The 11,489-nt window shown below is 58.0% G+C and carries 13 protein-coding genes, 1 tRNA gene and 2 pseudogenes; 11 read left to right on the top strand and 5 right to left on the bottom strand.

The window, feature by feature from the left end:
• Positions 1-152: 152 nt before the first annotated feature.
• Positions 153-431: a DUF2934 domain-containing protein gene (locus BV911_RS17655; protein WP_086054897.1), complete on the bottom strand. Its 279-nt coding sequence runs from the start codon at positions 429-431 to the stop codon at positions 153-155.
• 330 nt (positions 432-761) lie between these two features.
• On the opposite strand from BV911_RS17655, the gene BV911_RS17650 reads away from it, so the two are divergent.
• The gene (locus BV911_RS17650; protein WP_086054896.1) at positions 762-1,616 is read left to right on the top strand and encodes an SDR family oxidoreductase; all 855 of its coding nucleotides are present in this window, start codon (positions 762-764) and stop codon (positions 1,614-1,616) included.
• A 925-nt stretch (positions 1,617-2,541) separates the two neighbouring features.
• A tRNA-Ser gene (locus tag BV911_RS17640) sits at positions 2,542-2,631 on the top strand.
• Between the two features lie 148 nt (positions 2,632-2,779).
• Here the strand turns inward: BV911_RS17640 and BV911_RS19645 are convergent.
• Together BV911_RS19645 and BV911_RS17635 are read right to left on the bottom strand one after the other, a co-directional pair.
• The gene (locus BV911_RS19645) at positions 2,780-2,953 is read right to left on the bottom strand and encodes a hypothetical protein (protein ID WP_168184129.1); all 174 of its coding nucleotides are present in this window, start codon (positions 2,951-2,953) and stop codon (positions 2,780-2,782) included.
• Complete coding sequence (locus BV911_RS17635) at positions 2,932-4,158, bottom strand: IS701 family transposase (RefSeq protein ID WP_086054895.1); 1,227 nt, start codon at positions 4,156-4,158, stop codon at positions 2,932-2,934. The genes BV911_RS19645 and BV911_RS17635 overlap by 22 nt, the downstream gene beginning before the upstream one ends.
• A 171-nt stretch (positions 4,159-4,329) precedes the next feature.
• Here BV911_RS17635 and phnD point away from each other — a divergent pair, with 171 nt between their 5' ends.
• The 7 genes from phnD to BV911_RS19835 all read left to right on the top strand — a co-directional run bounded on the left by phnD (position 4,330) and on the right by BV911_RS19835 (position 8,881).
• On the top strand, positions 4,330-5,280 hold the full coding sequence (gene phnD, locus BV911_RS17630) for a phosphate/phosphite/phosphonate ABC transporter substrate-binding protein (RefSeq protein WP_086054894.1): 951 nt from the start codon (positions 4,330-4,332) through the stop codon (positions 5,278-5,280).
• Between the two features lie 69 nt (positions 5,281-5,349).
• On the top strand, positions 5,350-6,171 hold the full coding sequence (phnC, locus tag BV911_RS17625; protein ID WP_086054893.1) for a phosphonate ABC transporter ATP-binding protein: 822 nt from the start codon (positions 5,350-5,352) through the stop codon (positions 6,169-6,171).
• Positions 6,168-6,974 carry a phosphonate ABC transporter, permease protein PhnE gene (gene phnE, locus BV911_RS17620; protein WP_086054892.1) on the top strand — a complete coding sequence of 269 codons (807 nt, stop codon included), beginning with the start codon at positions 6,168-6,170 and terminating at the stop codon, positions 6,972-6,974. Before phnC ends, phnE (BV911_RS17620) begins: the two co-directional genes overlap by 4 nt.
• Positions 6,971-7,783: a phosphonate ABC transporter, permease protein PhnE gene (gene phnE / locus BV911_RS17615; RefSeq protein WP_086054891.1), complete on the top strand. Its 813-nt coding sequence runs from the start codon at positions 6,971-6,973 to the stop codon at positions 7,781-7,783. The genes phnE (BV911_RS17620) and phnE (BV911_RS17615) overlap by 4 nt, the downstream gene beginning before the upstream one ends.
• 147 nt (positions 7,784-7,930) lie before the next feature.
• On the top strand, positions 7,931-8,311 hold the full coding sequence (locus BV911_RS19845) for a transposase (protein ID WP_139840142.1): 381 nt from the start codon (positions 7,931-7,933) through the stop codon (positions 8,309-8,311).
• 103 nt (positions 8,312-8,414) lie between these two features.
• Positions 8,415-8,615, top strand: coding sequence for a hypothetical protein (locus BV911_RS19840; protein ID WP_205963894.1), 201 nt, complete (start codon positions 8,415-8,417; stop codon positions 8,613-8,615).
• A complete protein-coding gene (locus tag BV911_RS19835; RefSeq protein WP_205963893.1) occupies positions 8,612-8,881 on the top strand; it encodes a transposase in 270 nt (89 codons plus the stop codon). The genes BV911_RS19840 and BV911_RS19835 overlap by 4 nt, the downstream gene beginning before the upstream one ends.
• 215 nt (positions 8,882-9,096) lie before the next feature.
• On the opposite strand, the gene BV911_RS17605 is transcribed toward BV911_RS19835, so the two are convergent.
• Together BV911_RS17605 and BV911_RS17600 are read right to left on the bottom strand one after the other, a co-directional pair.
• Entirely contained in the window at positions 9,097-9,414 is a 318-nt protein-coding gene (locus BV911_RS17605) for a type II toxin-antitoxin system RelE/ParE family toxin (RefSeq protein WP_086054890.1), read from the bottom strand.
• A 4-nt stretch (positions 9,415-9,418) separates the two neighbouring features.
• A complete protein-coding gene (locus tag BV911_RS17600) occupies positions 9,419-9,673 on the bottom strand; it encodes an addiction module antitoxin (RefSeq protein ID WP_009502501.1) in 255 nt (84 codons plus the stop codon).
• Between the two features lie 439 nt (positions 9,674-10,112).
• Between BV911_RS17600 and BV911_RS17595 the strand changes: the two are divergent.
• Positions 10,113-11,210: pseudogene (locus tag BV911_RS17595) on the top strand (IS630 family transposase).
• Between the two features lie 77 nt (positions 11,211-11,287).
• A pseudogene (locus BV911_RS19830) lies at positions 11,288-11,489 on the top strand (transposase); the annotation flags it as partial.

Here is an 11,489-nt window from a genome sequence, read left to right as displayed (position 1 = left end):
ACAAGTGCAAGAGGCGGCTTCGAGCGGTGTATCCGTCTGCTAAAAGATGGCGGGGTCGATCCTAAAGTCTTTACGGCCCGCGCCATAATTTTCAACAACGGCGCCGATACGGTGGTCGCGTATACCGTCACCGCATCCCCGGTCATTTTATGTCAGCTTGCCGCGTCTTTGTTTGCTTTGCCTCGCGGCCTCTTGGGTGCAGCTTTGGCTGCGGCAGGCGTGTCGTGCTCGGCCAGATCCGGGTTCTGCTCGGATACGGGGGTGGCAAGATCGCGCACGAACGCCTGCGCGCTTGCCTCGTCACCAATCCCGTCGCCCAACTCGTTTTCAGCCTGATACCAAAATTGTTCGGCTTGTCCTTCGGGGGAGCCGGCCTGTTCCCACAGCTCATAGGCCCGTTGGGATATCCGATCTTTTCGTGTCGTTTCCATGGCGCATTTCCTCACTCGCTTTGGGTTGACGACCGTGTAATCGCAAAGCAGCCAGTTTGGTTCCCCGGGCCCGCACCATGTAGCGCAAGGTACCGTTGGGGCGGGCCATTGCTTGACGATCTATTCCGCCCTCTCACAGTCATACTGTTTGGTGCTGTTCGCCACCTTGCCAGACGCCTGCGCGGCTTGGGGCAGCCTGCGTTATTCAAACGCAGGCTGCCTTGAAAATTCCAGCCCCCTTAGCGGTCTGCTTGGAACTCAAACGCGGGACCCCTGTTAAATTCTCACAGACGAAGACCACTCACGACATAAAAGATAAAAGGATACAGCATGGCATATCCCCGCCCTCCCTTTCCAAAGCAGGACCAAACTGTTCCCGGCGACACCGCGAAAATGTCGCCTATGCCGGATCACGGTGAAAAAACCTATCGTGGCTCGGGTCGGTTAAGCGGCATGGCCGCGTTGATTACCGGGGCCGATAGTGGAATCGGCCGGGCGGTCGCGCTGGCTTTTGCGCGTGAGGGGGCGGATGTCGCGATCTCATACCTGTCCGAGCACGACGACGCGCAACAGACCCGTGATCTGGTGGAACAGGCCGGTCAACGGGCGCTTTTATTGCCCGGCGACATCCAGTCTGCTGCGCACTGCCGCGCAATCGTCAAAGAGGCATATGACATCTTCGGACGCATCGACATATTAGTAAACAACGCAGCCCATCAACAACACTTTGATAAATTAGAAGATATTTCGGACGAGGAATGGGATTTGACCTTCCGGACGAACATTCACGCGATGTTTTATCTCTCCAAGGCCGTGGCGCCACGAATGGGCGAGGGAAGTTCAATTATCAACACCGCTTCGGTGAATTCCGACATGCCCAATCCTGGGCTGCTGGCCTATGCGACCACAAAGGGCGCGATCCAGAACTTCACGGCCGGGTTGGCACAATCGCTCGCATCCCGCGGAATTCGGGTGAACTGCGTCGCGCCCGGCCCCGTTTGGACACCGCTGATCCCAGCGACTTTGCCAACGGAGGCAGTACAGAACTTCGGATCGAACTATCCGATGGGTCGGCCCGCGCAACCGGGTGAGCTTGCCTCGGCTTATGTGATGTTAGCGGAGGAGGCGTCCAGTTACACCTCAGGCGCAACCATAGCCGTAACCGGCGGGCAACCGATCCTGTGAGCCCCTTCACAGCCATCCCGCGGTCGAGGTGTGATTTGGCGACCTCGGCCACGGACCCCCCCATAGATAAGGATGAGTGCAACCCAACACCGACGGATCAAAGTACCTGCGTCGCTGAGTTATCGGCGCTCTTGGCGGCGAAAGCAGGGACCGCGGATCGCGCGCTGCCTTTAGCTCACGGGTGATGTCACCCTCGATCCAATGTGCATCCGCTCTGGATTGGCGGTACCAAGCCGTTGCCAAGGTCTGGCGACGCGGGCTGAAAACAGTCTTGGGTTGATCGTGGCCGAAGAGAAATTGATGCGATTGGCCGGGTGATTTGACGCGCCCGTACATTTTTCTCGCCTTAGAATTGGACTGTGCGGTGCATCGGATCGAGTGTTGATCCCCCTTGTGGCTGTGGTGCCCAATGGCCCTGTGCACGATCCTTTAAAGCGCCCCCGTATCTTTTGGGTTCGTCCGTGATAATCCCCCCGTGGAGCGTCAAATGCCTTGTATTATCGCGCAAAAATTGATCGGCGGCCCATTCGTCACGACGAGATTGGGCGAGTGTTCAGTGCACATTGCCACGGCCATTGATGGCTCGCCACAGCCAGTACTTCTTGCTGTTCATTGAAATGTCGCCTTCGTATCGGTGCCATTTGTCTTCGCCATCGCGCAAGGAATTATGGAACCTGTGACAGATCTACACGGCGCAATCGATAATTTCAGGAGGGAAACGATCGCCTTTGAACGCGCCAAACTGGATTGGTATTAGTGATAAGGATACCTACTACCAAGTGAGTTGCCTTCCAACTTAACGACGCGGCTTGGATCCCTCCACTCGCAAGCTGCTGCATTACTTGAATACGCTGCGAAAGAACTCACGCCCTGTGCCATATCCACCTTGCGGTTCCGGTCGTCTGGCGCTAGCACACACGTGTCCGGAGCGGTGGCCGAGTGGTCGAAGGCAGTAGTCTTGAAAACTACCGTGCGTGAGAGCGCACCGTGGGTTCGAATCCCACCCGCTCCGCCAGTCAGATAAATTTATTTCATTTAAAACAATGCGTTACAGGCGATATGCTTTCCCTTGCCCCCCATTCCGCCCGCCATCTTAAAATCACATGATGGTATGTGCTCAATCCCAAAATGTTTGAATTGCGGGCGCAAGCGACATTCTAGCATTACAGTTGCATTTTTGATTTGAAGTATGCTTGTTGAGCTGCGGCCTGATGAGCGCGTCGCCAGAGCGACCATGCGATGACATGTGCGGGATAAATTTGTTGCCGTGCGAGGCGGGTGGCGATGCGGCGGATTTCCTGCATCGACCAGCGGATCAGTTGGCGGTCTTGCGCCATGCCGACCACATCTTTTTTTGGGGATCCAAAGGGCGAGTATTGGCGCGATTGCGGATGACGGCCATCATCGCGAACGCGAGCATCACCAGCGAGACGTGGCGATGCCAGCCATGCCAAGAGCGGGTTTCGTTGTGGTCGAGGCCGAACTCGTTTTTGGCGGTCTCAAAACTATCTTCGATCGCCCAACGATGCCCCTCCACCGTCACCAGTTTTTCCACAGGCGTGCCAACCGGACACCAGGTCGAGAAGAAGGCGAGGTCGCCGTCGGCGATGTTGCTGCGGATCAGTAGCCCGCGTGTCCAGACACCGGTGAAATCCGCGTTGAAATCATCGGCATCAAGATCAGCGAGATCAAGATAGGCCCAGTCATGTAGGCGCGCGCCCTTGGTCCCCTCGCCTGCTGACAGCCGGTGCCATGCATTCTCGGGCAAAGCTTCAGCGATGTCCTTGGCGGTTCCAGCCACGGCCAGCGGCTTGCCCCATGAGCGGAAGGAATGGTTGGCGTTCACGCCCAGAACATAGCCTTTGGCTGCGCGTTTGAGCGCCATCTCGATGTCGCCCACGCCATAAACGCTGTCGGCTGCCACCCAGGAAAACGGCACGTTTGAAGCAATCGCCCGCTCGATCATCGTGAGCGCCAGTGCAGGCTTGGTGGCAAAGCGAATACTTTCCGGCACATGGGCTGCCACTAGGCGATCCCGATCATCCGTCCAGGCCTTCGGCAGATAGAGCGCCCGATCGATGAAGGCATGACCATGCCGGGAGACATAGGATGCGAACACACCGATCTGGCAATTGGTGATCTTGCCGGCAGACCCTGTATATTGCCGGCCGACCCCGCAGGATGCCTTACCCTGCTTGAGAAAACCGGTCTCATCAATCACCAGAACGGCATCGGGATCGGCCAGCGTCTCAAGCGCGTAATCGCGCACGATGTCGCGCAAAGAATCCGCATCCCAGCATCCGCGACCCAGGATTGCCTGTTGCCGCCAGGGGCCGGGATCACCAGCCGCTTCCGCACGCATCCATCCCGTCTTGCGCCTTTCTTCCCCCAGCAAGCCGTCCAGAAACTGTCCCGCTGATGCCGCCACACGCTCCTGCGTGAACAACGGTCGCATCCGCCCCTTCACTTCCCGCAACGAAGACGCCCAAAGTTCAGGCGTCGCCTCGACTGATGCACCTGTCATCCATGACCTCCGATCCATGGAATCTCATGGATTCAGACATCAGAGTAAAATGCAACTGTAATGCTAGGTCTCCTTCGAAAAGTTTGCGACTCTACCGCACGGTCGTTCTCCAAAAACGTTCTCCAATTTCATAAACCTTTTACACGCCTTAATTATTCCCGACCCGGTAGGTAAATCTTAGGAAGAGACATGGAAAAGAACATAGCCCTCGCCGCATTCGCCGTATTGGGCATGGCCGTTCCGGCTACCGCTGACTTTGCACTGGACAGCCGCTTCACCGATGCGGACGGCGATCTGATCGCTGACATCCCGGCAGACCCGGCGGCTTTGGCCGACCCTGACACCTTGATTTTTGCTTACACCCCGGTTGAAGATCCAGCCGTTTATGCCGAAGTCTGGAAGGGGTTTTTGGACCACATGGCTGAAGTCACTGGCAAAAAGGTCCAGTTCTTCCCGGTACAATCTAACGCTGCCCAGATCGAGGCAATGCGCGCAGGTCGCCTGCACGTCGCAGGCTTCAACACCGGGTCCAACCCTCTGGCCGTGGCTTGTGGCGGCTTCCGCCCCTTCGCGATGATGGCTGCCGCAGATGGCTCATTCGGCTATGAAATGGAAATCATCACCTACCCGGACTCGGGTATCGACAGCGTCGATGCAATTCGCGGCAACCAAATGGCATTCACGTCCGAGACTTCGAATTCGGGCTTCAAGGCGCCATCCGCCATCCTCTCGGCAGAGTTTGGCATGACAGCCGGCACCGACTATGAGCCAGTATACTCTGGTGCGCATGACAATTCGATCCTTGGCGTTGCAAACAGGGACTACCCGGCGGCGGCCATCGCCAATTCGGTCAAAAGCCGGATGATCGAGCGCGACGTCGTCAGCGAAGATCAACTGGTGACCCTTTACACCTCGCAGACCTTCCCAACCACTGGCTACGGCACTGCGTTCAACCTGACCCCCGAACTGCAGGACGCCATTCACGAAGCTTTCTTCAGCTTCGATTGGGAAGGCAGCGCCTTGCAGGAAGAATTTAGCAAGTCCGGCGAAAGCAAGTTCATCCCGATTACTTTCCAGAAAGATTGGGACGTCATCCGCACCATCGACGAAGCCAACAGCGTCGTCTACGCCTGTAGCTGAGCCGCCTTCAACTTTGACAGTCACGGGCGGCACCGTTCCGCCCGTGACTTTTTCCTGCGAGTTCCCAAAATGCTGACCCTTGATGGTCTATCCAAGACCTATAGAACTGGCGATTCCGCCCTCAGTGATGTGACGCTAAGCGTGCCCAAAGGCCAGATCATGGGACTGATCGGCCCATCTGGTGCCGGCAAATCGACGTTAATTCGCTGTATCAATCGTTTGGTTGAACCGACAGCGGGAAGGATCCTGCTGAATGACGTAAACCTTGTCGGGCTCGGCAAGAGCGATCTGCGCCGTCAGCGGCGGCGGATCGGGATGATCTTTCAAGAATATGCGTTGGTTGAGCGGCTGACCGTCATGGAAAACGTGTTGTCCGGGCGGCTGGGTTATGTGCCGTTCTGGCGGAGCTTTCTGCGGAAATATCCGGAATTTGACATCCAGCGCGCCTATCAACTTCTCGACCGGGTCGGCCTGATTGATCACGCCGATAAGCGGTCCGATGCCTTGTCGGGCGGCCAACGACAACGCGTGGGCATTGCCCGGGCACTGGCCCAAGACCCTGAATTGTTGCTGGTGGATGAGCCAACGGCCAGTTTGGATCCCAAAACCAGTCGGCAAATTATGCGCCTGTTGACCGAAGTCTGCGCCGAACGCGGCCTTCCGGCCATCGTCAATATCCATGACGTGCCACTAGCCCAACAGTTTATGCAGCGCATCGTGGGGCTGCGCGCCGGACGCGTGGTGTTCGACGGACCGCCTGACCGACTGAAAGAAGACGCCCTAACCACGATCTATGGTGAAGAAGACTGGAATACGATGCGTCAGGGCGAGGAGGAACAGTCTCAAGCCGAGGCCGACGCCCGTGACCGCATCGCGGCGTTGGCGCAATGACCGGAACCTCCGCCCCAACAAGTTGGCGCCGTCCGCCGCAGATCATCAAGGATCGGCGCTGGCGGATTGCGGTACAGATCGGCATCGTAGTCTACCTCGTCCTTGCCTTCGGCTCGGTCGAAGTGAATTGGATACGGGTCTATGACGGGCTCGAGCGTGGACAACGCTTTATAATGGGCTTCCTGCAACCTGATTTCAGCAGCCGTTGGCGTGACATTAGCCAGGGACTGATCGAAAGCCTGACCATGACGCTGACCTCGACAGTGGTCGGTGTGGCCATCTCGGTGCCCATCGGCATCGGAGCGGCCCGAAATCTTGCTCCGCGATGGATTTACTATATCTGTCGGTCGATCATCGCCGTCAGCCGTTCTTTGCAAGAAATCATCATCGCGATCTTCTTCGTGGCGATGTTCGGGTTTGGGCCCTTCGCAGGGTTCCTGACGCTGTCTTTTGCCACCATCGGATTTATTGCCAAGTTGTTGGCTGACGACATCGAAGAAATTGATGAAACCCAAGCTGAAGCAGTGCGGTCCACAGGCGCGACGTGGTGGCAAGTGGTGAACTATGCCGTCCAACCACAGGTCATGCCGCGGCTAATCGGGCTGTCGTTGTACCGGCTCGACATCAATTTCCGCGAAAGCGCCGTAATTGGGATTGTCGGTGCGGGCGGCATAGGGGCCACACTCAACACCGCGATCGACAGGTATGAGTATGACAGCGCTGGTGCAATCCTGTTAATTATTATCGCCATCGTCATGGTTGCCGAATACGGATCCAGCTACTTGCGGAAGTTCCTTCAATGACCGAGATTACCCGTTACAATCAATTCTGGTCACACCGCACGCAACGCGAACGTCTGGCGCTTTGGATAGGGTGGCTGGCGCTGGTCGCGCTGTTCGTGTGGTGTTGGCAGATCATGACAACCGACACAATCTGGTTCTTCGTTTCAGACGCACCACGGCAAGCCGCCGATATTGGTAGTCGGATGGTTCCGCCCCGCTGGTCCTATATTTCAGAACTGTGGGTGCCGCTTTGGGATACGCTGAACATTGCGACGCTAGGCACCCTTGGCGGGGTAATCATGGCCGTCCCGGTGGCCTTCTTGGCTGCCCGCAACACCACGCCATCGGCTACGGTACTGCGGCCTATCGCGCTGTTCATCATCGTGGCCTCGCGGTCGATTAATTCCCTGATCTGGGCTCTGCTGCTGGTGGCGATCATCGGTCCGGGCTTATTGGCGGGCATTGTGGCCATCGCGCTACGGTCCATCGGCTTTGTCGGCAAGCTGCTTTATGAAGCAATCGAGGAAACCGACACCTCCCAGACTGAAGCCATCGAAGCCACGGGCGCGAGCGGATTACAGGTCCTGAACTACGGGATCGTGCCCCAGATCATGCCAGCTTTCTGGGGCATCACGGTATTCCGCTGGGACATCAACATCCGAGAAAGCACCATTTTGGGCTTGGTCGGCGCGGGCGGTATCGGCTTGAAGTTACAGGCCTCTCTCAACACGCTGGCATGGAGCCAAGTTTCGGTCATTCTGCTTCTGATCCTTGCCACGGTGGTCCTGAGTGAATGGGTTTCTGCTCGTGTTCGGCACGCGATTATCTAGTCACCTGAGTCCGAAGTTGTTGCCAGTGTTTTCTGGCAGAAGCGTCGGACTCAGGTGACTAGAGCGTGTTGCGTTTTTTCCGTTTCAGGGCTCCCAGAAGACGTGATCTCTGATTCCTTGTCTGCATGGCAGGTATAGAGGTTTGAGATGGGCAGACCACATCCTATGGCGCTTCGGCAGCGCGTTGTCGCTTTCGTCGAAGAAGGACACTCGCACCGGGCAGCCGCCACGCGGTTTCGGGTTTCCGTGAAGTTCGTCAACGACATGGTGATCCTGAAGCGGGAGACGGGTGAACTTGCGCCTCGAACGCAGGGAAATGGCGGCGGACACGGCAAGCTTGTGGCCGTGCGGCACTGGATTGAGGCGCGGATCGCCGGGAAACCCGATTTGACGCTGAACGATCTGGTGGCCGAATTGGCAGATCACCACGGCATGACGATCCACCGGGTCACGGTCTGGCGCTTCCTGCGCAGTCGCGGGCTGACACACAAAAAAAGACCTGCAAGCCGCCGAGCAAAAGCGGCCTGACGTTCGCCTGGCGCGCCATATCTGGGTCACGCGACGCCAGCCCTTCATGCGTAACCTGTTGCCGCGCATAGGTTTCATCGACGAAACTTCGCTGAAGACGAACATGGCCAAGACCACCGGTTGGTCCTTGAGCGGCCAGCGCCTGATCGATCACACCCCCTTTGGTCACTGGAGCACCCAGACATTCATCGCCGCCCTGCGTCATGACCGGCTGGACGCGCCCTGGGTGATCGACGGAGCGATGAACCGGGACCTGTTCGACCTGTATGTCAACTGGCCCCCACTTTGCATCCCGGCGACGTGATCATCCTCGACAACCTGTCATCGCACAAAAGCCCAGCGGCAGCGGCGAGCATGAAGGCCGTTGGCGCATGGTTCCTTTTCTTGCCACCCTACAGCCCCGATCTCAATCCGATCGAGATGGCATTCTCCAAGCTCAAAGCCCTCATCCGCCGAGCCGCTGCCCGAAGCTATGACGAACTCTGGCAGGCCGTTGGGCATGTCTGCGATCTGTTCACCGAAGAAGAATGCTACAACTTCTTCAAGGCTGCGGGATATGAAGCCGATTGAACGCAACACGCCCTAGCGGCGCGTCTATGAGGTTCGGTCGGTTCCCACAAACCCCCTTGATAACACGGAAAAATCCGTGCCCGTCAGGGCAGTGTCACTGGTTCGTAATGGGGATTATGGCGGAGGGAATGACACATGCAACGAACTCTCTCTCGTGCCAGCGTCGGACCCGAGGGACCCGTGCGAAACCCGGCGCTCATTGGGAAATCAGCCGATCAGCCTAAGCCGAAGTCATCCCGGAATCGGTCGATCTGATGCATGCGCTCATACAGGATGGTCACGATCCCGATGTCACCATTCGAGAGATGTCGCCAGTAGACGAAATGGCGCTCGTATCGAAAGAAGAACCCTTCGACGCCGAACTCGGCCGGGATGGGCTTTGACGCAACGCCGTGGTCAGCGATCTTGTCGAAGGCTGCAAACAGGCCGGTGATGTATTTTTCCGCCTGATCATCTCCCCACCTGTCTCGGGTGTAGCGGTAGATGTCATCGAGGCGGTGGGACGCCCCTTCCTGGATTCGAACGGCGGGCATCGGATCAGGCCCTGTTCCGCGCAATCACCTCGGCTGCCGTCAGCGGTTGATACGTCTCCTCGGGCGCTGCGAACGCGTGGGTCAGCTCGCCCTTCAGCCGGTTGAAGGCTTCCTGCTCAGCCCTCTCTTTGTCACGCCGGATCAGGTCGCGGATGTACTCACTGACGTTCTCATAGGACCCGTCATCGCCTACATTGGCCGACACGAAGTCACTCAATGCTCCACCAAGGCGGACGGTCATCGTGGTCGTTCGGGACATGGCACGGCACCTCTCATCTCTCCTGTATTCAATATAACCAAAAACGCACACAAAACAAGCCGGCGATCATCCGCCTTCCCATAGACCCCATTCAACGCGTGCGTGACGCCCCAAGATGCGCCGCCACCACCAAAGGAAGCGGCAAGCCCTGCATGGCTCCAGCCGTCAATGGCTGGCGCGTGTGCCGCGTTCACGGCGCAAGAGGCGGCGCACCATCCGGGTCAGCACATCCGAACTTCAAGCATGGTGGGCGCAGTCAGGAGGCCGTAGCAGTGCAGACCCTGACAACCACTCTGGCGCGGGCTGTCACCGAGGTTCGTTAAGCGTTCCGAGGGGGGGCAGTCCGATTCTTGGCATTTCCCGAACCAACCACCGACCCCCTAGTCATCTGGAACCGAATTTGCCATCATTGATGAGAGGCAGATTTTCGGGGTGCGTCATGCAAGGTCGGGCGTCGGTTGCGATTGAACTTGGCCATGAGGCGCGCGGGTTTCTGGACGCCCAGTTGCGCAAGCACAAGGCGGCGCGGTCGCTATCGGACAGATGCCGGATCGTTCTGAGATGCGCCGACGGCCTGACCAGCAAGAAGATCGCTGTCGAACTGGGCCGTTCCGAACATTCTGTCGGCAAGTGCCGGCGACGGTTTGCCGAGCACCGCCTCGAAGGGTTGTCTGACGAGTACCGCGCGGGTCGTCCACGCTCCGTATCCGATGAGCAAGTGGACGACGTCATCAAACTCAAGCTGGAGACGACGCCGAAGGATGCGACCCATTGATCGATCCGCTCGATGGCGGTGGAGATAGGGCTGTCGCATACGACTGTTCGGCGCATCTGGAACGCTTTCGGTCTTCAGCCTCATCGCGCCGAAACCTTTGAGCTCTCAACCGATGCCCTGTTTGTTGACAAGGTGCAGGACGTGGTCGGTCTCTACATGTCACCCCCGAACCGGGCTATCGTTTTGTGCGTGGACGAAAAATCCCAGATCCAGGCGCTGGATCGCGAGCAGCCCGTCCTGCCCATGGCGCCTGGTGTCGCCGAACGACGCACCCACACTTACACCCGGAACGGCACCACGTCGCTGTTCGCCGCTCTCGACATCGCCACGGGCGCGGTGATCGGGAAATGCTATAAACGCCACCGTGCCACCGAGTTCCTCGACTTTCTAAAGCAGATCGACCGGCAGATGGCCGAAGGGCCGGACGTGCACCTTGTCATGGACAACTACGCCACGCACAAGACGCCGCGCGTGAAGGCTTGGCTGGCACGACGCCCCCATTGGCACGTGCATTTCACGCCGACATCGGCAAGTTGGCTGAACCAGGTCGAACGCTGGTTTGCCGAGCTAACCCGCAAACAGATCCGGCGCGGCGTGCATAGGACGGTCGCCGAATTGGAAGCCGACATCATCGCCTTTATCAACGCGCACAACGAAAACCCGAAGCCCTATCGCTGGGTGAAATCCGCCGACGAAATCCTCGCCTCAGTCCGACGCTTCTGCCAGAAAACACTGGCAACAACTTCGGACTCAGGTGACTAAAGCGTTTCTGTGAAAACCTGAATCGGTGGTTTCTATAGGGTCGTGTTTGTGATTCATCCTATTTTGGAGGATGGATCATGTCAGCACCTTTGCCATCTGCGCTTCGGGCGCGGTTTCAGAGTTACATTGAAGAAGGGTTAAGCGGACGTGCGGCGGCTTTGCGTCTGAAACTTTCGCCCGCGACGGGCGCGCGTTGGGCGCGGCAGGTCAGGACGACAGGGCACGCCTCGCCTGCACCCCAGGGATGTCCGCCGGGGCGTGGCAAGCTGGAACCGTACC

The organism is Pseudoruegeria sp. SK021 (assembly GCF_002119405.1).
Lineage (GTDB): Bacteria > Pseudomonadota > Alphaproteobacteria > Rhodobacterales > Rhodobacteraceae > Meridianimarinicoccus.
This window is presented reverse-complemented; position numbering and strand designations above follow the sequence as displayed.

Coding starts and splice junctions, on each gene's coding strand:
- phnE (WP_086054891.1), top strand. CDS start 6,971: ATGACCGAGATTACCCGTTACAATCAATTCTGGTCACACCGCACGCAA.
- BV911_RS19645 (WP_168184129.1), bottom strand. CDS start 2,953: ATGGCGCAAGACCGCCAACTGATCCGCTGGTCGATGCAGGAAATCCGC.
- BV911_RS17600 (WP_009502501.1), bottom strand. CDS start 9,673: ATGTCCCGAACGACCACGATGACCGTCCGCCTTGGTGGAGCATTGAGT.
- BV911_RS17635 (WP_086054895.1), bottom strand. CDS start 4,158: ATGGATCGGAGGTCATGGATGACAGGTGCATCAGTCGAGGCGACGCCT.
- BV911_RS19845 (WP_139840142.1), top strand. CDS start 7,931: ATGGGCAGACCACATCCTATGGCGCTTCGGCAGCGCGTTGTCGCTTTC.
- BV911_RS19840 (WP_205963894.1), top strand. CDS start 8,415: ATGGCCAAGACCACCGGTTGGTCCTTGAGCGGCCAGCGCCTGATCGAT.
- BV911_RS17605 (WP_086054890.1), bottom strand. CDS start 9,414: ATGCCCGCCGTTCGAATCCAGGAAGGGGCGTCCCACCGCCTCGATGAC.
- phnD (WP_086054894.1), top strand. CDS start 4,330: ATGGAAAAGAACATAGCCCTCGCCGCATTCGCCGTATTGGGCATGGCC.
- BV911_RS17650 (WP_086054896.1), top strand. CDS start 762: ATGGCATATCCCCGCCCTCCCTTTCCAAAGCAGGACCAAACTGTTCCC.
- BV911_RS17655 (WP_086054897.1), bottom strand. CDS start 431: ATGGAAACGACACGAAAAGATCGGATATCCCAACGGGCCTATGAGCTG.
- phnC (WP_086054893.1), top strand. CDS start 5,350: ATGCTGACCCTTGATGGTCTATCCAAGACCTATAGAACTGGCGATTCC.
- phnE (WP_086054892.1), top strand. CDS start 6,168: ATGACCGGAACCTCCGCCCCAACAAGTTGGCGCCGTCCGCCGCAGATC.